Raw genomic sequence first — 25,328 nt, forward strand, 5'->3', positions numbered from 1 at the left:
AAAATACCTTATGAGAGATTTTTAACAATGGCAAGAGCCACGTCGTCCGCGGTCCCCTATGCCTGTCGGCAGTTTCGTCGAGGACGTCACATTTTGTTCTTGCTTTGTGCCGGCAGCTATGCTACTAATCGGGGTATGGTGCTAATTGGCTCCAAAGACCCGCCTCCCCGAGGCGGGTTTTTTGTTTTCCCATACCTTTGAAGGTTCAGCGCCGCCGGCTTGAGGTTGGCGGGACAGCGCCGTTCGGGACGCGCTGTGTTCAAGGGTGAAAGAAGCAAATGGCGCAAGAGGTGCCTGGAATCTCATGTTTAGAAAGGAACGGTAAATCGACATGAAGAAGATTTTTCATCTGTTGGTGCTCACGGCAATCTGCACCATTACCGCCGCCATGGCGCCAGTTGGCGCCGCATATGCCCAGAATGCGCCCTACTGGCGAGCGGACTGGGAGGAGGGGCCTTGCACCGGCGCCTCGTGCTACACCGACTGGTCTTTCGTTCAGGCGGAGGATTCCGCGCAAGCCGATCCCAGCCTGAACGCAATTGTCAGCGGCCTTGTCTCGACCGGCGCAGGGAATGTATCCTCGCACGGCGGCAACAGCTTCGGAAAGTTCGAAACGACGCTGGCCGCCATCAATGCCGGGAAGCCCCACTCCAAAGTCTACAAGGAGTGGCTCTTTGCAGGCGGCCTGGCCAAGAACGACGCTTTCGGACGTCCACTCCAGGCGGTGCCGCCGTCAGGGATCGATGGAACCTATGTCGCGTGGTTTTTCATTCCCTCCGATTACCAATACGCGGGAAACGGCTGGGCGAATATCTTCCAGTTCAAGGTGACCGAGCAATCGCCTTTCAAGCAGGACCCAACGTGGTGGGTCAACCTGACCGACAATTCGACTGACGATGTGGTGATGCTGCATGTGGAGAATGCAGCGGCCGGAGTGCATAATCCGGCTAACGATGTTCCCGCACCGAAAGGCCGCTGGTTTCAGCTGCGCGCGGATCTCTATGAAGGGGTATGCATCGATTGGTATCTGGACGGGGTGTTTTGGCAATCATCGTCAAACGCAACCTGGCCGGTCGGGCGGGATTCCGACGGATCAGGTACACCTCAGTCATTCGTGTTTGGCGTGGGTCACTATGGTGGAGTTGGCAAACTCTACACTGACGATGCCTACATGATTGCAAAGTAGCCACTGGCAAATTGCCGAAGTGCATAAAACAATAAGCTGCTTCGGGTCCAACCGGGCAGCTTTTTTTGCACTTTGAGCGCGTCGCGTTTGAACGGACCCTGGGACGCCCTTTAAGTCTTTGTTCTGTGCATGTCGTGTCGCAAAATCGTTGCGAGGCGCAGCCGCAACTTATTGTGCCTTCACCTGATAGGCGGAGAGGCTCATCCGCGAAATGGCCAAAAGCGGCTTTTCAATAAAACTATAGCTGGCCAGGGAGACGGCAATGCAGGCGGCGACAAGAACCATGCCTGCAAGCCATGGTGATACATTGGCGCTTGCAACGACAGGAGCGGTCGCAAGCAGCACGATAGGATGCGTCAGATAGAGAGAGTAGGAAGCGTCACCCCAACCTTGCCAGCACGCGAGGAGCAAAAAGCCGGAAGTAGCTTTCCAGGCTGATGCAAGCCGCGACAAGGATCAACGCGGGGAGTCCCTGAGCAAGGCTTCGCGGCAAGTTGAAGCCGAGTACCATCACCAGCATGGACATGATGGCGAACACGATTGCCGAGGCACCCAGGAAAGCAGGCAAACGCGCCAGCCTGCCGACCAGGTGGCCGAGCGCCATGCCCGCGAGGAACTCAAACAGGATTGGCGTGGTGTAGAAAAACAGCACAGTGTCGGCGGCGGGTTTGAAGATGATGCGCGCCGCTACGGCGATTGCAAAGACAACGCCGACCGCGGCCATTTGCGTCCACCTGCCAAAACCCATGGTCGCCGCGAACAGAATATAAAACAGGATTTCCAGATTGAGCGTCCAACCCACGCCAAGCACTGGTTGGACATAGCCTGTGACCGTATCGAGATAGGGTATGAAAAGCAGGCTATTGGTGATCTGCTCAAGAGACACTGCACGACCGGCAAACAACCAAAGTGCGGCGACCATGAGGAAGGTCATAACCCAATAGAACGGAACGACGCGCGTGAACCGCTGCATCAAAAAAGCACGGTGGTCTGAGCGTCTGTTCTCCGTCGAGAGAACCATGACAAAACCACTGATGACGAAAAACAAGTCGACGCCACTGTTCAGAACGGGAATACGCAGGTCGAGCATGCCCAGTGCGCCCGGAAGATGATAGGTAACAACCATGAGGGCTGCCAGCCCCCGCAGGATCTGTATCGATGTATACTGTTGAATCCGGCGCGGCGTGGCGTGATCATTCTGCGGAATGATTTTCATAAAAATGGTCCCCGGTGCGGGAGAGCACTAACATACGGGGTCGTTGATGTGTTGATTAATTGCTGGTTTAATTAATATGCAAGGTTTTATATAAATTTTACTGACATTAGCGTGCTGCCACGCTTGAGTTCGCCGACTTAGACCTGCCTATTTGCCAAAACTTGCTATCTCCCCCCTGAAGAGGGGGATCGGCGGCCATCGACGCTTTCCCCGTGCTAACGACTGGTCTCGAAGATAGCGACGGCTGCCGCTGTCAGCGCAGCGTTACCGGGTGCTACTGTTCCATCAGGAAGCTCCTTGCCGTCTTCCAGTCCGACGCGCGTCGACCAACGGCGTTCCGCCGCCCGGTGCACGAAAGGCCAGACCGTGGCGTCGGCGCCGTGCAGCAGGATTGCCCGGCGCATTCCGGCGCCGTCGAGCACGGCGGCGATATCGTCGCTGATCTCAAGCGCAGCGTCCGGCTCCTGCTCGGAGATTTCGATCAGGATGCGCAGCACGCGGTTGCCATGGTCGAGGCTCACCAGGCGTTCGGCGTCGGCTACGGAGGCAAGCCCGGCCTCGATGCCAATGCCGCGCTGGCGCAGACGCTCCATGATAGCGGGCGCGGCGTCTTCGCCGAGATTGACCGAGGCATAGTCGGGCAGCTCGCTCCAAGCGGCGATCGCAGCCAGCGTCCGCTCGTCGTCATTCTCGATCCAGGCGCCGGTGGAGACGCCGATCAGCGTTCCCGGGCAGGCGCGACGCAGCGCCAGCACGGTCGGGTCCATCGCGTCAGGGGCAAGGCTTTCGCGGCCATCGAGCCCGCGTGCATGGACATGCAACTCGGCCGCACCTGCGGCCACGCAGGCCGCGCCGTCTCGCGCAATGGCTTCGGGATCAAGCGGCAGTCGGGGGTGGAAATCGGCGCTGCGCGCGCCATTGATGCAGGTCTGGACGATCATGGAGGTGGCGGTCCCGTTGAGTGGAACAAGTTTAGCCCATGACCACGAAATCGGAAATTGAATGACGTCCCGTCCCGCGAACCTCACCCGGCAAGAAACGGGTGGTCCGCGCGCGCCGTTTCACCCATCTCAATGACAGAGAAGCCACAGGAGGCGAAGCCATGACCATCCATTCGATAGGCGCGAAAGCGGCGGTGAAATCGGCGGAGGTGCACGTTGCCGGATATGATTGGCGGACGCTGGCCGATGAGCTGAGCGGCTATGGCTGCGCGGTGATGGAAAAGCTGCTGACGCCGCAGGAGTGCCGGCATATCGCCGGGCTCTATCCGGACGAGAGCCATTTCCGCAGCCATGTGCACATGGCGCGGCATGGTTTCGGCAAGGGCGAGTACCGCTATTTCCGCTATCCCTTGCCCGACTTGATCGGCGGCTTGCGCACAGCGCTCTATCCGCGCCTGGCCGCGGTTGCCAACGACTGGAACGCGCGCATGGGTATCGCGCAGCGCTATCCCGACGAACACGCCGCGTTCCTCGAGCAATGCCACGAGCAGGGCCAGACGCGGCCGACGCCGCTCCTGCTGCAATATGTCCCCGGCGACTTCAACTGCCTGCACCAGGATCTCTACGGCGATCTGGCGTTCCCGCTGCAGGTGGCGATCCTATTGTCGGAACCAGGCAAGGATTTCACCGGCGGCGAGTTCGTGCTGACGGAGCAGCGTCCGCGCATGCAAAGCCGCGTCGAGGTGGTGCCGCTGCGCCAGGGCGATGCAGTCGCCTTCGCGGTCCACAATCGTCCGGTCCAGGGCAGCAAGGGCAGTTACCGTGTCAACCTCAGGCACGGGGTCAGCCGGCTACGCTCCGGCATGCGCCACACTGTCGGCATCATCTTCCACGACGCCAAGTAACCGAGCCGCCGGTCGAGGCCGGCGGCGATTACCGGGAAAAATCGCTGCGCACGATGCCGTGGCGCTGGAGCTTGTCGTAGAAGGTCTTGCGCGGAATTCCCAGCGCCTCGATCGTGCGCCTGACATCGCCGTCGTTGCGGCCAAGCGTCTCGCGAATGATGTCGGCCTCGTAGCGCTCCAGCCGCTCCGGCAGCTTCATGGCGGCGTTCGATTGGGTCGGGGCAGGGGGTTGTGCTTCGGCGCCTTCCTCCAGTCCAAGCACAAACCGCTCGGCGAAATGCGCCAGTTCGCGCACATTGCCCGGCCAGTCATGGTCGCTCAGATGGCGATGCACCGTCGCCGGCACTGCCGGCACAGGGCGGTGGAAGCGGGCGGCGGCGCGCTCGGCGAAATAGAAAAACAGCAGGGCGACATCGTCGCGGCGCTCGCGCAGCGGCGGGATCGAGATCGTTACCACGTTGAGCCGGTAATAGAGATCCTCGCGGAAAGCGCCGCGCTGGCGCGGATCGCCGAGGTCGACCTTGGCGGCGGCGACGACGCGCAGATCCACCGGCCGCACCTCGTTGGTGCCGAGCGGCGTGACCTCGCGCATCTCCAGCACGCGCAGCATCTGCACCTGTGTCGAGACCGGCATGCTTTCGATCTCGTCGAGGAACAGCGTGCCGCCGCTGGCGTGCTCGATGCGGCCGATCCGTTTCTTCTGCGCGCCGGTGAAGGCGCCGGCCTCATGGCCGAACAACTCGCTCTCGATGACGGTCTCCGGCAGCGTGCCGCAATTCAGCGCGACGAAATTGCCCTTGGCGCGGCGGCTCCAGCGATGCAGAAGGCTTGCCACCACCTCCTTGCCGGAGCCGGTCTCGCCGGTGACCAGCACGTCGACCTCGGTGTCGGCGATCTGGCGTAGCGTACGGCGCAGCCTGTCCATCGCCGGTGTCTGGCCGATCAGCGGCAGGCCGTCCTGCGCCTCTCCGGCCGCCTCGCGCAAGGTCCGGTTCTCCATCACCAGGCGGCGCTTTTCCGCTGCGCGGCGCACGCTCTGCACCAGCCGGTCGGCGGCGAAGGGCTTGGTGATGAAGTCGTAGGCGCCGTCCTTGATCGCCTTGACGGCCATGGCGATGTCGCCATGCCCGGTGACGAGGATAACCGGAATGTCCGCATCCAGCCGCAGGATGCGGTTGAAAAGCTGCAAGCCGTCAACCTGCGGCATGCGGATATCCGACACCACGACGCCGGCAAAACCGGCGTCGAGCCAGGCCAGCGCCTCGGCCGCCACCGCAAAGGCCGAGACCGAGAAGCCGGCAAGCTCCAGCGTCTGCGCGGTGGCCTTGAGGAGATCGCGATCGTCATCGATCAGGACCACCGGTGCGGAATTGTCGTTCGTCATGATGGCTTACGCTGCCTTCTGGAGATGAATGGTGAAGCGGGTGCCGCTGTCGCCGCTCGAAACCTCGATGCGTCCGCCATAGTCGGCGACGATGTCCTTGGAGATGACGAGGCCGAGGCCAAGGCCTTTTTCCTTGGAGGTGTTGAACGGCGTGAACAGCGATTTGAGGATCGCCGGCGGAATGCCGGGTCCGTTGTCGGATACGCTGATCGTCACGCCGTCCGCGGTCTCTTCGACCGAGACCTGCACATGAGCGTCGTCGCGGCCGTCGAGCGCCTCCAGCGCGTTCTGGAAGAGATTGATCAGCACCTGTTCGAGCCGCACCCGATTGCCCATGACCTTGAGGCTCGGCAGCGGCAGGTCGACGACCAATGCGTCGAGCCGGCCGGCAAAGCGGCTTCTCAACAGCATGACGGCGCCCTCGATGACGCCGCGCAATTCGACGGGCTCGGCGGCGGTGCGGCCCTTGCGGGCAAATGCCTTCAACTCCTCGGTGATTGAGCCGATGCGTTCGGTAAGGGCTGCAATGGCGCCGAGGTTTTCCTCAGCCGGCCCGGTCTGCTTGCGGTCGAGGAAGGTGCGGGCGTTGTCGGCATAGGCACGGATGGTGGCGACCGGCTGGTTGATCTCGTGGGCGACGCCGGCGGCGACCTGGCCGAGGATGGCGAGGCGGTTGGCCTGGACCAGGTCCTGCTGCACCACCTGGAGCTTTGCCTCCGTGTTGCGGTGGCCGGTGATCTCGGCCTGCAACCGGTCGCGGGCTCGGCTCAGATCCTCGGTGCGTTCGACAACGCGGCGTTCGAGTTCGGTGCGCGCCGCCTGTTCGGCGGCAATCCGCATCTGCGCCGACTGCCGGCGCCACAACAGATACGCAGCCAGGCCGAGCAGCGGCACGACGACACCCAGTGCCAGAAGCCGCATTTCGCGGACGGCAGCGGCGATCGGCGCTTCAGCCGGGATCAGATAGTCGAGCCGCCAGGGGGTCGAAGGAACCGGCGTCGAAAGGCTGAGATACTGCGCGTCGCTGCCGCCGGGCATCACCGCGTGGACGATCGACACATCCGGGCTGAGCGCCTGCGCGTGCATGATCGGCAACGGCACAAGCGGCGCGTCGCCGAACTGTTGGCTGTCGCGAATTGCGGCTTGCTTGGGTGCGGCCAGCGGCGCGGTTGTCATGAAGCGCCAGGACGGCACGCTGGTGATCAGCACGACGCCATTCTCGTCGCTGACATAGGCCGGGCGGTTGGCCTCGCGCCAGTCGGCTTCGAGCTGGTCGAACTCCATCTTGACGACGACGACGCCGAGCGGTGCGGCGGCATCGCCGACGCGCCGCGAAATGTAGAGGCCGGGACGCTTGCTGACATTGCCGAGCGCAAAATATTCGGCGGTTCCGGCCTGCATCGCGCCGGAGAAATAATCGCGAAAACGGTAGTCGTTGCCGACGAAGCTGATCGGCTCGCGCCAGTTGCTGGAGGCGATCGCCAGTCCGTCGGCGCCGATCACATAGAGCACCGACGCCTTGGTGCCGGAGACCAGCCCCTCGAGCTTGCGGTTCAGCACATCTATTGCCGCGGCGTTTTTCTGCGTCAGCGCATCACGCACTTGCTGGTCTGCGGATAAAAGCAGGGGCAGGGCGCGCGGGCTTTCGAGCACGGCGCGCAGCAGCGCGACCTTCAGATTGGCATCGGTACGCCCCTGCGCCGCCAGGGTCCCGATCTCGGCGGTGCGGCCGTAAAGGCCGGCGCCGTAGAGCGCTGCCGTGACGATCAAAAGCGCGACGGCCGCAAATAGCAGCCAGGCTCGGCGCGCCCGCCTGGCGAGTTGCTCGGGCGTCGAAGACAAGGCACCGGCGGGGCGTTGCAGCATCGCCCATTTGTGCATGAACTCGCACAAAACACAATTCGACCTATGCGGAGAGTCGCACTTGACCATGCGTCCGGCTGTGCGGACGTTTGTGAATGCTCAATAAAATCAATGATGAATAACTCTTCTGCGTATCTGGCACGGCTGTTGCAAACACGAATTCAGCAGTCGCGAGGCTGCTGGTCAAAACAACTGCCCCGGGGAGTCGAGCTTTCGATCGGGGCGCCATGGAGGACGTCATGCAGACAGCAATCGCTGCCGCCGAGCGGCGCGGCAAACTTCCCTTATACCGGCATCTTTATGTGCAGGTGCTGGCGGCGATCGCCGCCGGCGTGCTGCTCGGCCATTTCTATCCCGAAACCGGCGAGGCGATGAAGCCGTTCGGCGACGCCTTCATCAAGCTGGTGAAGATGGTGATCGCGCCGGTGATCTTCCTGACCGTGGCGACCGGTATCGCCGGTGTTTCCGACCTGCAGAAGGTCGGCCGCGTCGCCGGCAAGGCGATGGTCTATTTCCTTGTGTTCTCGACGCTGGCGCTGGTCGTCGGCCTGGTCGTCTCCAACGTCGTCCAGCCAGGCGCCGGCATGCACATCAATCCGGCCACGCTCGATACCGCCAAGGTGACGGCCTATGCCGAGAAGGCCCACGACACGACCATCGTCGGCTTCCTGATGAACATCATCCCCGACACCATCACCGGCGCCTTCGCGCAAGGCGACATTTTGCAGGTGCTGTTCTTCTCGGTGCTGTTCGGTGTCGCCCTGGCGCTGGTCGGCGATCGCGGCCGTCCGGTCGTCGATTTCCTGCAGGCGCTGACCACGCCGATCTTCCGCCTCGTCGCCATCCTGATGAAGGCCGCGCCGATCGGCGCGTTTGGCGCCATGGCCTTCACCATCGGCAAATACGGCATCGGCTCGATCGCCAACCTCGCCATGCTGATCGGCACGTTCTACCTGACCGCGCTGCTGTTCGTGCTGGTGGTGCTCGGCGCCGTCGCCCGCTACAACGGCTTCTCGATCCTGGCGCTGATCCGGTACATCAAGGAGGAGCTGCTGCTGGTGCTCGGCACCTCGTCCTCGGAAGCGGCATTGCCGGGCCTTATGGCCAAGATGGAGCGCGCCGGCTGCAACCGCTCGGTGGTCGGCCTGGTCATCCCGACCGGCTATTCCTTCAATCTGGACGGCACCAACATCTACATGACGCTGGCGGCGCTGTTCATCGCGCAAGCGACCGACACGCCACTCACCTATGGCGACCAGATCCTGCTGCTCGCCGTCGCCATGCTGAGCTCCAAGGGTGCCGCCGGCATCACCGGCGCCGGCTTCATCACGCTGGCGGCAACGCTTTCGGTCGTCCCCACCGTGCCGGTCGCCGGCATGGCGCTGATCCTCGGCGTCGACCGCTTCATGTCGGAATGCCGGGCGCTGACCAACTTCATCGGCAATGCGGTAGCGACGGTCGTGGTGGCACGCTGGGAAGGAGAACTCGACCAGACGAAGTTCGCCGCCGCTATGGCCGGCGACTTGCCGGAGGAAGTCGACCTGTCGCTGCCGGGTTTGCAGGCCGCCTGACTATTTAGGCCACATGACCATAAGCTCCGGAGGCGGTTCGCCGGCTCCGGGGCAAAAGCACTGACGGTCGCGGCATGCCGCCTTGAAACGCAACCTGAAGTGGCCCTGTTTTCGACGCGGGGCTTGTTCCAGCCGCATTTGCAGGCCACTATCCGCCATGTCTTCAGGGCACCCGTCCGCTTCGCTCCCGACCTGATCGCGAGGCGAGACATTTCCGTCGGGCTTGGCTGCGACATCACCTTGGCCGAACGCCGGAGCTTTTGCTGCCGCCGACCCTGAAATGGCAGCAGCCTCGAAGGCAATGGCGGCCTCAGTACGAAGTCGCAATGCGAAACGTGACCCGTCTCCTGTTGGAAGGCGCAAGCTTTTCCCAGGGAACTCGTTGCGCGCCAAGAGCGGCGCTTGAAGAGGGGGCAGGCCCATGAGCGGGCCTTTGCCGAACCAAAGCAAGATGCGAGGTCAAACGCGATGCAGTCTGTCCAAAACCGGCTTCCGGTATCCATCATCATCCCGAACTACAACTATGCGCGGTTCCTCAACCGCAGCATCGACAGCGCCCTCGAGCAGGACTACGCGGATGTCGAGGTCATCGTCGTCGACGATGCATCGCAAGACAATTCCACCACAATCATGGAATCGTATCACGACGAGATCCTCGCATGCCCGCGAGCGCAAAATGGCGGACATGCGGCGGCATTCAATACCGGCTTCGCTGCGAGCTCGGGCAAGATCGTCCTGTTCCTCGATGCCGACGATTATCTCTATCCGACCGCCGTCTCCACCATCGTCGAGACCTGGGACGAGGCAACCGCTCAGGTCCAGTCCAGACTGCACATCGTCGACGAGGGGCAACGCATCAAGGATGTCTTTCCGCCCCCCGAACTGCCTTTCGACAGCGGCGACGTCATGCCGAAACTGCTGCACAAAGGCCGTTACCAGACCACCGTGACCAGTGGGCTGGCCTTCGACCGTGCAACCCTGGAATCGATCATGCCGATACCGGAGCCGGAGTTCCGCCAAGGCGCCGACGGCTATCTGGCAACGCTGGCGCCGATGTACGGGCACGTCCAGTCCATCGACGAATGCCTCGGCGCCTATCGGATCCACGGCGCCAATCATTCGGTGTTCGGTGAAAAGCTCGCCGAGCGGGCACGCTGGCGGGTAACCCACGATTTCCGCCGCATGCAGGCGCTGTCCGACCAAGCCTCCGGGATCGGCCTGACCATCGTGCCGTCGGATGCCGTCCGCCACGATCCGGTCCATCTGGAAGAGCGGCTGGCGTCGCTTTGCGCGGACCGAGACCGACACCCCGTGGCCGACGATTCCCGGCTGGCGCTCGGGGCGGCCGGCGCCGTCGCCAGCCTCGAAATGACCGCATCCTTGCGGCGGCGTGCGATCCTTGCCGCCTGGTTCCTGTCGGTCGGGGTGTTGCCGCGGAAAATGGCGACGGCGGTGCTGTCGTGGAAGCTTGACGCATCGTCCAGACCGGCATTTTTGAGCCGCCTGTCCAAGAGAATCCGCCACGCCATGGGTTAAGCACAAGGCGCTGGCGGACCTCTTTCAAACCGGAAAGACCGGAAAGATCGACGCCAAGATGCATAAGCGCATCCTTGTCCGGCTTGACCGTTTGGAAGTCTCGGAAAGGCCTGACGACATGGACCTGCCCGGCTTCGACTTCCACGCTTTGAAGGGCTTCAGCCCGACCCGCTACACGGTGCATGTCAACGGGCCGTGGTGCATCACATTTGAATTCGACGCCAATGATGCTGTCCGCGTCGATCTCGAACTGTACCATCGAGACAGCTTAGATTGGAGAAATCGATTATGAGCGTGTATGAGCCGATGCGTCCGATGGAGCGCTGCCCATCCCACCCCGGGGTGTTGCTCGACGACATTATCCCGGCAACCGGCAAGACCAAGGTGGAAATCGCCAATCTGCTCGGAATCTCGCGCCAGCAGCTTTACGACATCATCCGCGAAAAGAAGCCGGTGTCGCCGGCTGTTGCGGCGCGCCTTGGAAAGATGTTCGGCGACGGCGCCGCGATCTGGCTCAGGATGCAGGCCGCTTACGATGCGTGGCACGCGGAGCGCGAGGTCGACGTCAGCGCCATTCCAAGGCTGCATGCTGCCTGAGATGCGATAGATCGGCCGAACCACCGAGGCTCTCATAAATCGATCACGGTCCCGCCTGCCTGGACCGGTCCTGCGGTTCGACGGCTCGCTCGACCAGGACGTGCGCCTCCCGCGCGGCCTCGATGAACGCGTCCCTGGCGGCTTCGGTCCAGCGATCGTCGCTCATGGCGCGGCGGCATGTGCGCAGTGCCAAGCCGTGTTTGGCGCTGCCGGCGTCACGCCAGTGGGCTTCCAGCAACTCGACAGCCTGACGTGCGTTGGAAATGTTGCGGATATCTCCCACGATGCCGACCGCAACCGCAACCGGCTTGGAAAACCATCCTTGGTTCATGGCGAAGCCTTCGACGTGTTGAACTACCTATAACGAAAATCGTAGCGCAAGGTTTCATTTGCGCCAGTCACCACGGCGTGAGGCGCGTCTACTGCGCCGCGGGCAGCCTGACCACGACGCTGCGCGCCACAAGCACCAGCACGGTGATGACGATCAGGATCACCGAGAGCGCTGCGATCGCCGGGTCGATGTTGTCGCGCAGGCCCATCCACATTAGCCGCGGCAGCGTGATGGCGTTGACCGAGGTGATGAACAGGGTGACGCCGATCTCTTCCCAGGACAGCACGAAGGACAGCAGTGCTGCGGTGACGATGCCGAACTTGATGTTGGGCATGATGATGCGGGTGGCGCGCTCCCATACGGTCGCGCCGAGGCCGCGGGCGGCGAGGTCGATGCGGCGGTCGAGCTGGCTGAGCGACACCAGGATCAGCACCGTGGCGAAGGGCACCGTCATCACCGCATGCGCCATGGCGACACCCAGCCAGGTGTCATATCCGAAGAACGACGAGAACCCCGAGATCGAGGTCAGCAGGAAATAGAGCGTGATTGCCGAGACCACCGGCGGCACCACCATCGGCAGCAGCACGAAGCCGACGAGAGCGGCGGTGAAGCGCGGCTGGAACATCCAGACACCGAGGCTGAAGCACAGCGCCAGCACCGTGGAAAAGGCGCTGCTGACTATGCCGATCCTGATCGAGAGCAGGATCGAATTGATCCAGCGCGGATCCTCGATCAGCGCCCGGTAATGGCGCAGCGACAGTTCGCCCGACGGCATCGCCAGCATGCGGCTCGGCGTCAGCGACACCGGGATCACGGCGAGCAGCGGCAACAGCAGGAATAGCGCGACCAGGGCGGCGAGGATCAGCGAGACGGGACCGGGGCGGTAGGTCGGCATCGCGCTACACCAACTGCTTCGGCCTGATATAGCGGAAAAGCAGCGCCATCAGCGCGCCGACGAACAGCACCAGCACCACGCTGATCGCCGCGCCCAGGCCCCAGTCCGGGCTCTGGAAGATGCGGAGATAGATCAGCTCGGCGATCATCACGCTGCGGCCGCCGCCGAGAATCGCCGGCGTGACGAAGAAGCCGAGCGAAAAGACGAAGACGATCAGCGCCGAGCCGATGATGCCGGAGCGGGTCATCGGCACGAACACCGACCAGAAGGTGCGCATGCGGCTGGAGCCGAGGCCGCGCGCCGCCAGCAGCACACGGTCGTCGAGGCTTCGCATCGAAGAGGCCAGTGGAAACACCGCGAAGGGGATGAGGAAATGCGTCATGCCGACGATAACGCCGAACTCATTGCGCACCAGAGCCAGCGGCTCCGAGATGAAGCCGACCGCCTGCAGCCAGGTGTTGATCAGGCCGCGATTGGACAAAAGCGCCACCCAGCCGAAGGCGCGCGTCAGCACTGAGATCCAGAACGGCACCAGGATGCAGAACTCGGCCACGACGCGCTGCACCGGCGTGCCGCGCACCCAGACAACGGTAATGGCGTAGGCGGCGGCAACCGAAACGATCGTCACGATCGCGGCGATACGCAGCGTGCGGATGAAGACCGACTGCACCAACTGATCCGTGAGCAGCGCATTGTACTGCCCCAGCCCCGGCGTGGGCAGCGTAAAACTCCATTTTACCACGCCGAGGAATGGCCAGGCGTAAGCCAGCACAAGGAAGAGGAGCAGCGGCGCCATCAACAGCGCCGCGCCTATCCTGTCGGAGAGGTGTGCTCTCATCTCGCCCCCGATCATCCCGGCTTGTCAGGCGGAGATGATCTTCGTGTATTCGTCGAGTGCCGCACCGTAGTTCTTGGCGTACCAATCCATGTCGAGCGGGATCTGCTTCTTCATGTTCTCGGGATCGACGGGGTTGATGCGCTTCTTGACAGCGGGGATCAGCGCGTCGGCGGCCGGATTGGCCGGACCTTGGCCGAGCTTGTCGAACATGATGAGTTCCTTCTCCGGGTCCTGGGTGCTGGCGATGAACTTCATCGCCGCGTCCTTGCCGCCGGGATTGCCCTTGAGCACGGCGAGCGCGCCGGGCGAGATCAGGCCCTGGTCCCAGATGAACTTGATCTTGCCGCCGGAATCCTGCTCGATGAGCGAAGCCCGGGTCGACCAGACGATCGCCATCGAGGCCTCGCCATTGAGCAGCACGCTCTGGCTTTCGGCGCCGCCACCCCAATAGGCAACGACGTTCTCCTTGAAGGCCGCGATCTTGTCATGCGCGCGCTTGAGGTCGAGCGGATAGAGCGAGGCCGGAGCGATGCCGTCGGCAAGCAGTGCCGCTTCCCAGCTCGACACGCCCCATTTGTAGAGCGAGCGCTTGCCGGGGAATTTTGCCACGTCGAAGAAGTCGGCCATGCCGGTTGGTGCCTGGCTGCCGTATTTCTCGGCATCGTAGGCGATGACATAGGAGAAGAAATAGGTCGAGGCCGCGTATTCCCAGCCGAATCCCGGCCGCATCTTCTTCTTGTCGACGATCGAATAGTCGATCGGCTCGAGCATGCCTTGGGCGCCGAGCGTGATGGCCGAGAACGGATCGACGTCGACCAGGTCCCAGGTCGGCGCGCCGCTCTTGAACTGCGCCGCGATCGCGCCTTCGGTCGGGCCAGAGCCGTCCATCTTGACGGTGATGCCGGTCTCCTTGGTGAAGGCCTGGCCGTAAGCGGCGTCATAGGCGGTGATGGCGTCGCCGCCCCAGTTGACCAGCACCAGTTCCTTCGCCGCGGCAAAGGCGCCGGTCGAGCGCAGCAGCATCGGCGTGCCGGCCAGCACCAGTGCGGCCAGTTGCGTGAACTGCCGGCGCGAGATCTCGCCGCGCACTGCCCTGGCGGACAGCGCCTCGATGGAATTTTTCTTGGTTTGATTTGTCATGTCAGTTCCCCTTTTTGTTGTTGGTATTTCCTGAAAGTCAGCTTGGCGAATTCGCCACGCCGATCGTCATTGTCCTCCGTCCGGAAGGAGGAAGCCTTTCTCCGCCGGCCAGGTCAGCCACACGGAATTACCCTTGCTGAGCGCGGAAGCGGCAACCTCGTTCGGCACCGAGACCGTGACCTTGGCGCCTTGGCGCGTCGTCAGATCGAGCCGCGTCGCAGCGCCGAGATAGGTCGAGGCGACGGCAGTCGCGGCAATACCGTTCTCGCCCGCTGCCGCCTCGCGTGCGATCGACATGTATTCGGGCCGGATCGCCAGGATGGCGTCGCCACGGACCTTCTCGGCCTTACAGCGCATGCTGATCGCGCGATCTTCGCAGAGGCCGGTCGAGCCATTGTCGGCCGGGCGCACGCCCTTCAGCGGCAGCATGTTGATCTCACCCAGGAACTCGGCGACGAAGCGGTTGTCCGGCCGGTCGTAGACCTCGTCGGGCGCGCCGACCTGCAGCAATTTGCCATGGTTGAAGATGGCGACGCGAGACGACAACGCCAGCGCCTCGCTCTGGTCATGGGTGACAAAGACGAAGGTGGTGCCGGTCTCCTGGTGCAGCCGCTTCATCTCGGCCTGCATCTGGCCGCGCAGGCCCTTGTCGAGTGCCGAAAACGGCTCATCGAGCAAAAGCACGCCCGGCTCGAAGACCAGCGCCCGGGCCAGGGCCACGCGTTGCTGCTGGCCGCCGGACAATTGCGACGGCAGTTTCTTTTCGTGGCCCTTGAGCCCGACGCGCTCGATCATGTCGCCGACGCGGCGCTTGATCTCGGCCGCGGATTTCTTTCGCACTTTGAGCGGGAAGGCGATATTGGCCTCGACGCTCATATGCGGGAACAGTGCGTAGCCCTGGAAAACCATGCCGGCGGCGCGCTGCTCGGCCGGCCGCTCGGTGATATCGACGCCGTCGCTGTAAAGGCGACCGTCGGTCGGCTGAATGAAGCCGGCGAGGATCATCAGGAAGGTGGTCTTGCCGGAACCGGAGGGGCCGAGCAGGGTAAGGAACTCGCCACGGCCGATATCGAGCGTCAGATCGTCCAGCGCACGGAACGAGCCGAAGCTCTTGCCGATCCCGATTGCCTTGATCTCTGCGGCCCGGCCGGGTTGCTGCATCCTGCCCTTTCCTTAGCGTAGACGAAATCGTAGGCAGGGCGGCGGCTTACCGCAACCGAATAGTTTTCGCCTGATCGGCAAATTTGATTCATCTATGCGCCAATCTCCCCTCGAGGGGAGATGTCGCCGAAGGCGACAGAGGGGTCGCTTCGCGTGAAGCGCCAACTTCCTCTTTCTTCGAAAGTCAGACCGGGCCGAGTCCAGCCGAAGCGACCCCCTCTGGCCCCTTCGCGGCCATCTCCCCCTCGAGGGGGGAGATTAACGCTGGTTCTCCGACAGCTTCGACCTCAGCCACCGCCCAAACGCCTCCAGCACCGGATGCGCCGCCTTGGCATGTTCCGAGACCAGAAAATACGAGCGCGGGGAATTGATCGCTATGTCGAAGGGGCGCACCAGCCGGCCTTCGCTCAGTGCCCGGCCGCTGGTCAGTTCGTCGCCCATGGCGATGCCCTGGCCGGCGATCGCCGCCGAAAAGACCAGGTTCATGTCGGAAAAGAAGATGCCGCCTTCCGGGTCGGGGTTCTCGACCTTGGACAGCGCCAGCCAACGCGCCCAGTCCTCGGTGTCACCGAGATGCAGGAGATTGGCGCGCAGCACGTCTGCCGGCTTGGAGAAGCCGCCGATCTTGTTGAGCAGCGTCGGGCTGCACAGCGGCGTGAACGAGATTTCGCACAACAGCTCGACCGCGCGGTTCGGCCAGTTGCCGACGCCAAAGGCGATGAAGGCGTCGGCCTCGGCATTGCTGACGTCATCGAGGCGGCGTGGCGTCAGGATGCGGAGCGCGACATCGGGATACATCTGCCGGAATTCGCCAATGTGAGTGCACAGGAAAAGCGAGGCGAAGCCAGGGGTGCAACTGACGCTGAACGAACCGCCGACGCCGGTGCCGGCATGGCGCGTCACCGCGTCACCCAACACCGTCAGCGCCTTGCGCACGTCGCTGGCATAGCGCTGGCCGCGCGGCGTGAGCGCCACGCCCTTGCCGATGCGTTCGAGCAGATCGAAGCCGAGGTCGCGTTCGAGCAGGCGCAATTGATGGCTCACCGCACTGCGGGTCAGATGCAGTTCGTCGGCGGCGCGCCAGACGCTGCCGTGGCGGGCAAAACTGTCGAGGGCGCGCAGCGCCTGCGTCGAGGGAATTCTCAAGAGGTGAACCGAATTTGCATGAGCCGGTAAAACATATCACTTTTTGGCGGGGCGCTTCACTGCTTTCTTTCCGCCATGGAGAAACCGATGACCTCGGCACAAGCGACCGCGCTTGCCTGTCTGGACGACATCCAGCCGTCCCTGTCGGCGTGGACGCGGACCATCTTCGACTTCGGCGAGACCGCCTGGCGCGAATACCAGTCGGCCGCCTGGTATGTAGAGCAGTTGAAGCACGAAGGCTTTTCGGTCGAGGAAGGCTCCGGCGGTATGCCAACGGCCTTCTGCGCCCATTGGATCAACGGGACCGGCCCGACGATCGGCATGTATGCCGAATACGACGCGGTGCCGGGCAATTGCCAGGATGCGGCGACGGTGAAGCGACCGCGTTCGGGCCTCGGCGAACAGGCGGGCGGCCACACCGATCCACATTCCGGCCTCGGCATTGCCAGCCTCGGCGGGCTGCTGGCGACCAAGGCTGCGATGCAGCGCCACGGCATATCAGGCACGCTGCGCTTCACCGGCGAGCCGGCGGAGAAGGTGCGCGGGTCAAAGCCGATCCATGCCGCGAAGGGCTATTACGATGGGCTGGCGGGTATGATCTCCTTCCATCCTTTCTACATGCTGCCGCTCTGCAACACGGCGCGCTGGGACACGCATTGCGGTGCGGCCTATGCGATGATCCACCGCTTCATCTGCGACGAGCCGGAACATTGGGCGAGGGCGGCAGGCACCGCAGCACCCATCCCGCAGGCGCATTCGGCGGTCAGGGCGCCCGGCGCCAACGACGCGCTCATGATGATGTACATGGCGTCCAAGGCGCTGCGCGATTCCATGCTGCCGCATCAGGGCGGCTGGTCGATCAGCGAGGCGATCCTGACGGCGGGCCAGGCGACCGCCGACAATCTGCCGGCCGGGCTGGCCGAGATCCAGTACATGATCCGCGTGCCGACGCTTGCTATGGCCGAGCAGGTCACCGCCATGCTCGACCGCAATGCGGAAGCCGCAGCCAGGATGAGCGGCTGCCGCCATGAGCGGCACTGGGTGTCGAAGTCGCGGCCGGGGCTGGCCAATCACGTCATGGCCGGCATTGCCTTCGACGCGCTGGCGGCGGTCGGGCCGCCGCGCTGGGACGAGACGGCCAAGGCGATCGCCCGCGAAATCCAGGTCAATGCCGGCGGCGAGGCGAGCGACGAACCGTTCATCGCCGAGCTGGAGCGGCTGATTGCGCCGCAGGATGCAGAGGCGCTGCTGCGTCGCGACCTGCCGCCATCGCAGCTCAATTCGACTTCCGACGACTATACGGATATGTCGTGGCATGCGCCGACGGCGCGGTTCTATGTCGCCCGCCCGGCCCTGCGCTCGGAGAATGGTCACGCCTATCCGGGCTGGGCGATGAATGCGCTGGGCGGCATTTCTGCCACCATCGACCCGATGGTCATCTGCGCCGCAAAGACCATTGCGCTCGCGGCACTTCGCTTGTTGGAAGACGAGGCTGCGCGCGACGCGGCGATGGACGAATTCGTCGCCCGAACCGGCGGTGGCATCGGCGGCTCGAACTGGATCGCCCCACTCTGCGACTACGATCCGCCGATCGGATTTCGCTGGCCGGAATACATCACCACCCCGCGCGGACGGGATTGGTGGATACCAAGCAACCAAGCCGCATGATCAACCAGCCGCCCCCATCACGAGGAGAGACCCATGACCGTCCATGACCGCATCGTCGCCGAGCCGTTTTCGCTGCAGCGCCGCAACCCGGCGGGCGGCACCAAGCCGTTGACCGCCTGGGGTTTCGCCAACGAGACCGACGTGCTGACCGACGTGCTGCTCGGCTCGCCGAATTTCCTGCGCCATCTCTCGACCAGCTCGCTGTCGCGAAAACATCTGCGCGAGGCGCCTTGCAACCTCCAGATCGCGCAGGCACAGCACAAGGACCTGGTCGCCGCCTATGAGCATTTCGGCGTCAACATCCACTGGCACGAGCCGACGCCGGAGCTGCCGATGCAGGTCTATTCGCGCGATTCGAGCGTCATGACGCCGTACGGCGCCATTATCACCGCGATGGCCCAGTGGTGGCGGCGCGGCGAGAACTACGCAGCGATCCGCACCTATGAGAAGCTCGGCATCCCGATCTACGACATGGTCACCGCCGGCACCTTCGAAGGCGGCGACTTCAATGTCATCGAGGATGGCGTGGTGCTGATCGGCTGCGGCGGCGCCCGCACGCAGGAGGAGGGCGCCCGTCAGGTGCAGGCCTGGTTCGACAAGGAGGGCTGGGAGACACGCATCGCCTTCATCGACGAATATTACGTCCATATCGACCTGATGGTGGTGCCGATCGCTGAGAAACTGACCGCCGTCTGCCTTGCCTGTACGGAGCCCGGCATCGTCGACTGGCTGAAGGGCAAGGGCCACGAGATCATCGACGTGCCGTTCCAGGACACGATGGCGCTCGGCTGCAACTTCATGTCGCTGGGCAAGGACAGGGTGATCGCGCCGACTTCGAGCCAGACGCTGATCGGCCAGCTCAAAGCGCGCGGCTTCGAGGTGGCGGCCATCGACATGAGCGAAATCTCGAAGACCGGCGGCGGCATCCACTGCATGGCACAGGCATTGAAGCGCGAGCCTGCGTGAGGCGGCACGCGCCTACAGCACGACGAGCTTTCCCTTGCGCAGACGCCGGGCGCAGCGATAGGCGAGGTCGGCGGCGACCATGTCTTCCATCGCAATGCCCATCGCCTTGTAGGTGGTGATCTGCTGATCCGAAACGCGGCCCGGCGCGCGGTCGAGCAGCATGGCGCCAAGCTCGGTGCCGAAATCCGGGTCGAAGCCGGCAAGCTCGCAGGAACCGACCGGGGTCGGTTTGAATGCATCCTTGGTTTCGACAAAAAGACTGGATTTGGCGATGAGCTCGATCGGCATTTCACCGCGGGGCGGCGCCACCCCGACCGACGAGACATGCGTGCCGGGCTGGACCCAGCCTGCGTCGATCACCGGCTGATAGGAGTGGGTCGCCAGGCACACCACGTCGGAACTGCGCACTGCCGCCTCGAGGTCGGCGACCGCCACCACCGACGGGTGCAGCCGGGCAAGCGCTGCCGCATCGTCGAAGCTCTTCGAAGCGACGCGGATTTCGGTAAAGTCCCGCACCAGCGGCAACAAATGGAGATGCTGGTTGGCCTGCACGCCGGCGCCGACCACTGTCGCTATCCTGGCATCCCGGCGGGCAAGCGCGCGCACCGACAGCACAGCGGAGCCGGAGGTTCGCACCGCCGTTATGAAGGTGCCGTCCATGATGCAGACCGGCAGGCCGGACAGCGGATCGAACAGGCTGATGGTGGCGAGGTGGCTGGGCAGGTTCTTGGCCAAGTTGCCTTCGAAGACATTGACGATCTTGACGGTCAGGTTCATGCCTTCCATCCAGGCCGGCATGGCGAGGCTGTAGCCGGCTCCGGGGATGTCGAGCTGTGGCCGGGGTGGATTGACGACCTTACCTTGTGACAGCGCCTTGAAGCCGTCTTCCAGAACATCGAGAAGCTGGCTGAGGTCGATGCACGCCATCACGTCGGCTTCGCTCAGCACCAGGATCTCGGTCGCTCCCTTGCTGATTTCCGCCGCACTCTTGCCAGCTGGACTGAACGCTTCCTTGGTCATCCTGCACTCCCTTTGTTCGTCGAAATCGGCTTACCACGTTTGCTTCGCGTGGGTGAGGGAAGTGCAAGCTATTGCGAGGTTTCATGTGATGAAATACGTTGATTTTGGCATCTCTGCGTGAAATCAACACATAAATCCCTGAGATAGAGTGGATTGTGAAATGGACGACCTCGACCAGATAGACCGCAGCTTGCTCCGGCTGCTGCAGGAGGACGGGCGCCGGACGACGCTTGATCTGGCCGGGCGTATCGGGCTGTCGCCGACCGGAACCAGCCAGCGGGTGAAGCGCCTGTTCCGCGACGGGTTCATCACCGCGGTCAGAGCCGTGCTTGATCCGCGCAAGGTCGGCCGGGGAACGCTGGTGTTCATCGAGGTCCGGCTTGACCACACGGCGCCGCATGTCTTTGACCGTTTTGCCGAAGCCGTGGCGAAAGCCCCGGAGGTTCTGGAGTGCCATATGGTGGTTGGCGGCTTCGACTATCTGGTCAAGGCGCGGATCGCCGATATGGCGGTGTTCCAGGACTTCCTGCAGCGGGTCATCCTGCCGCTGCCGGGTGTGCGCGAAACGCACACTTTCGCCTCCATCGCCGATGTCAAGCCGAACGCCCTCTTGCCCGTGTGATCAGGTAGAGGAGGAACACTGTTCAGGGCGGCTTGCATCGCATCCTCGCCATCTTATCGGTCCCCCTTGGCCGCTCTCCCTTTGCCCGCCTTCCGGTGCAGGATGCCGGAGACCGGCGCTAGCCTTGCGCAGTCAGCAGGTTCGCGTCGCGCGCGAGCCGCCACTCACCGTCTGCCTCCTTGCGCAGCAGCGTCAGTGCATATCCCGATCGATGGACCGGCTCGCCATTCGGCGGAGTCGCCGTCATGTCGATGCGGCTGCGGATGAAGGCCCAATTGCCGAGAAGCTGTAATTCCACGATATCGCTGGTGCCGTCGATATGAACGCCGGCCGTCTCCCGCGCGGCTGCCGCGAAGATCTCCTTGTCGAAGGGTTCCCGGCCGGGAACCATGAAGATCGCGTCGTCCGTCATCAAGCTGAGCACGGTCGCAATGTCACCACGCTTGCTCGCATCCATCCACGTCTCGACCAGCCTTCGGATTGCTTTTTCGTCGCCCGTCATCCGTTACCTCCTTGGCATCTAGCGGTCATCGATAGCGCACGGCGCTCCTCCCTTGCTGAGAAACATAGGGCTTGGATCCCCGTCGTCATCGATTGCGGTGTTCCTCGATGTCACGCTGCGGGGGCATGGTCCGTAAAACGGCAGGTCCGCGCCCTGCATATCTATCGCCAGCCGCCCGAGGCGGTGATGCGCTCGCCGGTCAGCCATGACGCTTCGTCGGAAGCGAGGAACACCGCGACGCGAGCGACGTCGTCGGGCAGGCCGAAGCGGCCGAGCGGTGTCATGGCGACGATCTGTTTTTCGAAGTCGCTGCCGACGATGCCGATACGCTCGAGGCCTTCGGTGTCGACGCCGCCGGGCGCAATGGCGTTGACGCGGATATTGCGGGCGCCGAGTTCCCGCGACATCGACAGCGTGATCGTGTCCACCGCGCCCTTGGTGGCGGCATAGACGAGCGAGTTCGGCTGTGGATTGCGGCTGGCGACCGAGCTTATGTTGATGATGCTGCCGCCGCTCGGGCCAAAATGGCTCACTGCTGCTTGCGTGGTCAGAATGATGCCCAGCACATTGGTGTCGAACTCACGGTGGAACTCGGCCTCCGTCACCGCTTCCAGCGGCTCGAATGCGAAGACGCCGGCATTGTTGACCAATATGTCGAGCCCGCCGAACTCCGACTTCGCCGCCTCGAACAGGCGGCGCACGTCGGCCGATTGCGATACGTCGCCCTGGACGGCGACGGCGCGGCCGCCACGGTCCTCGATCTCCGCGACGACGCGGTCGGCGCCTTCCCGTGACGAGGCGTAGTTGACGACCACCGCGGCACCGGCCGTGGCAAAACCCTTGGCAATGGCGGCGCCGATACCCTTGGACGCGCCGGTGACGATGGCGACCTTGCCGTTCAGCTTGCTCATCAATCTCTCCTTTGTCGACGATGAGCGGTATTTAATGATGATCAAAAAGCGTATTAGGATCATCATGATCCATTCTTTCGTGCCTGGAATTCTGGAATGACCACCATCCTCGAAAAGACCGCCGGTCTCGTCGCCTTCGTCCGAACCGTCGATGCCGGCTCATTCCATGCCGCCAGCCGGTTGGTTGGCTCGAGCCCATCGGCGGTGTCGAAAAGCGTGGCACGGCTCGAGCGGCGGCTCGGGGTCAGGCTGATCCAGCGCTCGACGCGTCGGCTCAGGCTCACCAGCGAAGGCCTCGCCTACTACGAGCGGGTGGCGCCGCTGCTCAGGGCGCTGGACGATGCCGAAGACATCGTCCAGGTGGCCGATACGGCGCGCGGCCTGCTGCGCGTTACGGCGCCGGTCGAGCTCGGGCGCGGCCTGATCGCGACATGGGCGCAGGCGTTCCTTGCGCAGCATGGCGAAGTGAAAGTCGAGCTCAGCGTCACCGATCGGCACGCCGATCTGATCCGCGAAGGCTATGACGTTGCCGTGCGCATGGGGGCGCTGTCGGACACCGGGCTGGTTGCCCGCAAGATCGCCAATCTGCCGATCGTGCTGGTGGCCTCGCCGGCGTATGTCGAGCGGCGCGGCCGTCCGGCATCGGTCGAGCATCTGGCGAACCATGACTTCATCCGCTACCAGATGGCCGGCCGGCCCTATCCGGTCACCTTTGCCGACGGTACGATGATCGTCCCGGATGGCCGGTTAGACACCGACGATGGCGGCGCCATCCGCAATGCAGCACTTGCCGGTGCTGGAATAGCGCATCTGATGCGGTTTGCGGTACAGGGCGATCTCGACGCGGGCCGCTTGGTCCGCATCCTGCCCGAGGTGGCGATGCCGACCATGCCGGTGCACATCGTCCATGCCTACGGGCGGCAGCTACCGGTCCGGGCGCGGCTCTTCGTCGACTTCCTGGCGAGCCAGATGGCGGCGCTGACGCGATAGGGCAGACGCGGTCTGACGCAAGCACCCAGGTTTGGCAGAGACCAACCGTGCCGGCCGGTGCGAACCACCTTTACCGGAAGCTAGTCTAGAAGGTGATCTTCACTGAATCGGCGCTGCGTTTGGCCGGGCCGTGGTGGACGGCCTCGATATTGTTGCCGTCGGGATCGAGCAGGAAGGCGGCGTAATAGCCGGGATGGTAGGATCGCTCGCCCGGCGCACCATTGTCGGTGCCGCCGGCCTCAAGCCCGGCCTTGTAGAAGGCTTCGACCATCGCACGGTCCTTTGCCTGGAAGGCAAGGTGATGGCGCCCGGTCAGCTTTCCCAGGGCCGCCGGGCTCTCGGGGCTGGAAATGAACAGTTCGTCGGCCCAGAAATAGTCATCGCCGGCGCCACCGATCGGTATGTCGAGCACGTTGAGAACAGCCTCGTAGAAGCGGCGGCTGGCCTTGAGATCCCTGACCACCAGGTGGAGGTGGTCGATGAGACGGCCGCGATGAAGTTCCATACCCGATAGCTCCTGATGGCCAGGCTGGAAATCTAGCTCGGGACGATGCACGGTCAATGCATTGGAGCAGTTGAGCGGCGCAATTTTCTGACTGGATAAAAAATGCAACCGGATTGTCGGATTCAAAACATCTCCAACGTCCTTCGGACGCAAGCGGCTCGGCGAAGCTCGAAAAGGTCGTGCCGTATCAACGCTTCCGGCATGGGAGAAAATTGAAATGAGCCTTCCCTATCGTTGGGTTATCGTCGCGGCTGGCGCGCTGATGACCTGTGTCGCTCTCGGGGCGATGTTCTCACTGGCGATCTTCCTCGAACCGATGGCGCTCGACACACAATGGTCGCGCGCCGGGATATCGAGCGCGATGACGCTGAACTTCCTGGTAATGGGCGTCGGCGGCTTCGCCTGGGGCGCCATTTACGACCGCTTCGGCGCCCGCATCGTCGTCATGACCGGCGCCGTCCTGCTCGGCCTGGCGCTGGTGCTGGCCAGCCGCACCGGTTCGCTGCTCGTTTTCCAGTTGGCCTACGGCGTGCTCGTCGGCCTCGCGGCAAGCGCCTTCTTCGCGCCGATGATCGCGCTGACCTCCGCCTGGTTCGACACGAACCGTAGCCTCGCCGTCTCGCTGGTCTCGGCCGGCATGGGCGTGGCGCCAATGACCATCTCGCCCTTCGCGCGCTGGCTGATTTCGGCCTACGACTGGCGCACCGCGATGTTCGACATCGGCATAACCGCGTGGGTGCTGCTACTGCCGGCCGCGCTTCTGGTGCGCCAGCCGCCCAAACCCGCGGCCGAAGGCGCTGCCCCAAGCGTTGCCGCCGAGGGTGCCGGCATGACGGTTCCGCAGGCGCTGCGCTCGCCGCAATTCATCGTGTTGGGACTGACCTTCTTTGCCTGCTGCGCGGCCCATTCCGGGCCGATCTTCCACATGGTGAGCTATGCCATGCTGTGCGGCATCGCGCCGATGGCGGCGGTCAGCATCTACAGCATCGAGGGCCTGGCAGGGCTGGGTGGCCGGCTGCTTTACGGCGTGCTCGCCGACCGGCTGGGCGTTAAGCCGGTGCTGATCACCGGGCTGGCCATACAGGCCGTGGTTATCGCCGCCTATCTGGCCGTCAGCGAGCTTGGTCAATTCTACACGCTGGCCGTCATCTTCGGCGCCACCTATGGCGGCGTCATGCCGCTCTATGCGGTGCTGGCGCGCGAATATTTTGGCCAGCGCATCCTCGGCACGGTGTTCGGTGCCGTAACCATGCTGTCCAGCCTCGGCATGGCTTTCGGCCCGCTCGCCGGCGGCATGGTGTTCGATGCCTATGCCAGCTATTCCTGGCTGTTCATCGGCTCGGCCCTTGTCGGGCTTGGCGCGATGGCGATTGCGATCGCCTTCCCGCCGCTGCCGCGCAGGGAGTTGCAACCGGCTTAAAGCTGGATCGGCGG

Annotated in this window: 26 protein-coding genes; 11 read left to right on the forward strand and 15 right to left on the reverse strand. The window is 63.5% G+C overall.

What is annotated here, in order from left to right; translation table 11 throughout:
- The first annotated feature begins 331 nt into the window (after positions 1-331).
- Entirely contained in the window at positions 332-1,186 is an 855-nt protein-coding gene (locus tag NKI79_RS17845) for a hypothetical protein (RefSeq protein ID WP_352475648.1), read from the forward strand.
- A gap of 168 nt (positions 1,187-1,354) precedes the next feature.
- On the opposite strand, the gene NKI79_RS17850 is transcribed toward NKI79_RS17845, so the two are convergent.
- The 3 genes from NKI79_RS17850 to NKI79_RS17860 form a co-directional block, all read right to left on the reverse strand.
- Positions 1,355-1,531 (reverse strand): hypothetical protein, encoded by a 177-nt coding sequence (locus tag NKI79_RS17850; protein ID WP_352475647.1) that lies wholly within the window; start codon positions 1,529-1,531, stop codon positions 1,355-1,357.
- A gap of 34 nt (positions 1,532-1,565) precedes the next feature.
- A complete protein-coding gene (locus tag NKI79_RS17855; RefSeq protein ID WP_352803169.1) occupies positions 1,566-2,402 on the reverse strand; it encodes an acyltransferase family protein in 837 nt (278 codons plus the stop codon).
- A gap of 215 nt (positions 2,403-2,617) precedes the next feature.
- Positions 2,618-3,343 (reverse strand): 3-keto-5-aminohexanoate cleavage protein, encoded by a 726-nt coding sequence (locus tag NKI79_RS17860; protein ID WP_352803171.1) that lies wholly within the window; start codon positions 3,341-3,343, stop codon positions 2,618-2,620.
- A 161-nt stretch (positions 3,344-3,504) separates the two neighbouring features.
- Between NKI79_RS17860 and NKI79_RS17865 the strand changes: the two genes are divergently transcribed.
- On the forward strand, positions 3,505-4,248 hold the full coding sequence (locus tag NKI79_RS17865; RefSeq protein WP_352803174.1) for a 2OG-Fe(II) oxygenase: 744 nt from the start codon (positions 3,505-3,507) through the stop codon (positions 4,246-4,248).
- A gap of 28 nt (positions 4,249-4,276) precedes the next feature.
- Here the strand turns inward: NKI79_RS17865 and NKI79_RS17870 are convergent, their stop codons facing one another.
- Positions 4,277-5,632, reverse strand: a complete 1,356-nt coding sequence (locus tag NKI79_RS17870) for a sigma-54-dependent transcriptional regulator (protein WP_352803176.1) — start codon at positions 5,630-5,632, stop codon at positions 4,277-4,279.
- 6 nt (positions 5,633-5,638) lie between these two features.
- Positions 5,639-7,498 (reverse strand): sensor histidine kinase, encoded by a 1,860-nt coding sequence (locus tag NKI79_RS17875; RefSeq protein ID WP_352803179.1) that lies wholly within the window; start codon positions 7,496-7,498, stop codon positions 5,639-5,641.
- Positions 7,499-7,734: 236 nt separating this feature from the next.
- On the opposite strand from NKI79_RS17875, the gene NKI79_RS17880 reads away from it, so the two are divergent.
- The 4 genes from NKI79_RS17880 (at position 7,735) to NKI79_RS17895 (ending at position 11,199) form a co-directional block, all read left to right on the forward strand.
- Positions 7,735-9,066, forward strand: coding sequence for a dicarboxylate/amino acid:cation symporter (locus NKI79_RS17880; protein ID WP_352803182.1), 1,332 nt, complete (start codon positions 7,735-7,737; stop codon positions 9,064-9,066).
- Between the two features lie 468 nt (positions 9,067-9,534).
- Positions 9,535-10,602, forward strand: coding sequence for a glycosyltransferase family 2 protein (locus tag NKI79_RS17885; protein WP_352803184.1), 1,068 nt, complete (start codon positions 9,535-9,537; stop codon positions 10,600-10,602).
- A gap of 10 nt (positions 10,603-10,612) precedes the next feature.
- Positions 10,613-10,894, forward strand: a complete 282-nt coding sequence (locus NKI79_RS17890; RefSeq protein ID WP_352803247.1) for a type II toxin-antitoxin system RelE/ParE family toxin — start codon at positions 10,613-10,615, stop codon at positions 10,892-10,894.
- The gene (locus NKI79_RS17895) at positions 10,891-11,199 is read left to right on the forward strand and encodes a HigA family addiction module antitoxin (protein ID WP_352803186.1); all 309 of its coding nucleotides are present in this window, start codon (positions 10,891-10,893) and stop codon (positions 11,197-11,199) included. Before NKI79_RS17890 ends, NKI79_RS17895 begins: the two co-directional genes overlap by 4 nt.
- A 43-nt stretch (positions 11,200-11,242) precedes the next feature.
- On the opposite strand, the gene NKI79_RS17900 is transcribed toward NKI79_RS17895, so the two are convergent.
- From NKI79_RS17900 to NKI79_RS17925, 6 genes are all read right to left on the reverse strand, one after another.
- On the reverse strand, positions 11,243-11,530 hold the full coding sequence (locus NKI79_RS17900) for a DUF982 domain-containing protein (RefSeq protein WP_352475640.1): 288 nt from the start codon (positions 11,528-11,530) through the stop codon (positions 11,243-11,245).
- An 88-nt stretch (positions 11,531-11,618) separates the two neighbouring features.
- Positions 11,619-12,425, reverse strand: coding sequence for an ABC transporter permease (locus tag NKI79_RS17905; RefSeq protein ID WP_352803189.1), 807 nt, complete (start codon positions 12,423-12,425; stop codon positions 11,619-11,621).
- 4 nt (positions 12,426-12,429) lie between these two features.
- Positions 12,430-13,263 (reverse strand): ABC transporter permease, encoded by an 834-nt coding sequence (locus NKI79_RS17910; RefSeq protein ID WP_254819440.1) that lies wholly within the window; start codon positions 13,261-13,263, stop codon positions 12,430-12,432.
- A 24-nt stretch (positions 13,264-13,287) separates the two neighbouring features.
- Positions 13,288-14,403, reverse strand: coding sequence for an ABC transporter substrate-binding protein (locus tag NKI79_RS17915; protein WP_352803192.1), 1,116 nt, complete (start codon positions 14,401-14,403; stop codon positions 13,288-13,290).
- Positions 14,404-14,469: 66 nt separating this feature from the next.
- The gene (locus tag NKI79_RS17920; protein WP_352649642.1) at positions 14,470-15,564 is read right to left on the reverse strand and encodes an ABC transporter ATP-binding protein; all 1,095 of its coding nucleotides are present in this window, start codon (positions 15,562-15,564) and stop codon (positions 14,470-14,472) included.
- Between the two features lie 258 nt (positions 15,565-15,822).
- Positions 15,823-16,710: a LysR substrate-binding domain-containing protein gene (locus tag NKI79_RS17925; protein ID WP_254819437.1), complete on the reverse strand. Its 888-nt coding sequence runs from the start codon at positions 16,708-16,710 to the stop codon at positions 15,823-15,825.
- Between the two features lie 75 nt (positions 16,711-16,785).
- On the opposite strand from NKI79_RS17925, the gene NKI79_RS17930 reads away from it, so the two are divergent.
- On the forward strand, positions 16,786-18,378 hold the full coding sequence (locus tag NKI79_RS17930) for a zinc-binding metallopeptidase family protein (protein WP_502909825.1): 1,593 nt from the start codon (positions 16,786-16,788) through the stop codon (positions 18,376-18,378).
- A gap of 33 nt (positions 18,379-18,411) precedes the next feature.
- A complete protein-coding gene (locus tag NKI79_RS17935) occupies positions 18,412-19,344 on the forward strand; it encodes a dimethylarginine dimethylaminohydrolase family protein (RefSeq protein ID WP_254819436.1) in 933 nt (310 codons plus the stop codon).
- A gap of 12 nt (positions 19,345-19,356) precedes the next feature.
- Here the strand turns inward: NKI79_RS17935 and NKI79_RS17940 are convergent, their stop codons facing one another.
- The gene (locus NKI79_RS17940; RefSeq protein ID WP_352649640.1) at positions 19,357-20,364 is read right to left on the reverse strand and encodes an ornithine cyclodeaminase family protein; all 1,008 of its coding nucleotides are present in this window, start codon (positions 20,362-20,364) and stop codon (positions 19,357-19,359) included.
- A 160-nt stretch (positions 20,365-20,524) separates the two neighbouring features.
- On the opposite strand from NKI79_RS17940, the gene NKI79_RS17945 reads away from it, so the two are divergent.
- Complete coding sequence (locus NKI79_RS17945; RefSeq protein ID WP_254819434.1) at positions 20,525-20,986, forward strand: Lrp/AsnC family transcriptional regulator; 462 nt, start codon at positions 20,525-20,527, stop codon at positions 20,984-20,986.
- Positions 20,987-21,104: 118 nt separating this feature from the next.
- Here NKI79_RS17945 and NKI79_RS17950 read toward each other — a convergent pair whose 3' ends face one another.
- Entirely contained in the window at positions 21,105-21,488 is a 384-nt protein-coding gene (locus tag NKI79_RS17950) for a YybH family protein (RefSeq protein WP_352705684.1), read from the reverse strand.
- 161 nt (positions 21,489-21,649) lie between these two features.
- Complete coding sequence (locus tag NKI79_RS17955; RefSeq protein WP_352803199.1) at positions 21,650-22,399, reverse strand: SDR family NAD(P)-dependent oxidoreductase; 750 nt, start codon at positions 22,397-22,399, stop codon at positions 21,650-21,652.
- A 96-nt stretch (positions 22,400-22,495) separates the two neighbouring features.
- Here NKI79_RS17955 and NKI79_RS17960 point away from each other — a divergent pair, with 96 nt between their 5' ends.
- The gene (locus NKI79_RS17960) at positions 22,496-23,389 is read left to right on the forward strand and encodes a LysR family transcriptional regulator (RefSeq protein WP_352803201.1); all 894 of its coding nucleotides are present in this window, start codon (positions 22,496-22,498) and stop codon (positions 23,387-23,389) included.
- 85 nt (positions 23,390-23,474) lie between these two features.
- Here NKI79_RS17960 and NKI79_RS17965 read toward each other — a convergent pair whose 3' ends face one another.
- Positions 23,475-23,894, reverse strand: a complete 420-nt coding sequence (locus tag NKI79_RS17965) for a VOC family protein (RefSeq protein WP_352803203.1) — start codon at positions 23,892-23,894, stop codon at positions 23,475-23,477.
- A 217-nt stretch (positions 23,895-24,111) separates the two neighbouring features.
- Here NKI79_RS17965 and NKI79_RS17970 point away from each other — a divergent pair, with 217 nt between their 5' ends.
- Complete coding sequence (locus NKI79_RS17970; RefSeq protein WP_352803205.1) at positions 24,112-25,314, forward strand: MFS transporter; 1,203 nt, start codon at positions 24,112-24,114, stop codon at positions 25,312-25,314.
- The last annotated feature ends 14 nt before the right edge of the window (positions 25,315-25,328 follow it).

It is taken from the genome of Mesorhizobium sp. M0340 (assembly GCF_040321535.1).
Taxonomy (GTDB): Bacteria; Pseudomonadota; Alphaproteobacteria; order Rhizobiales; family Rhizobiaceae; genus Mesorhizobium.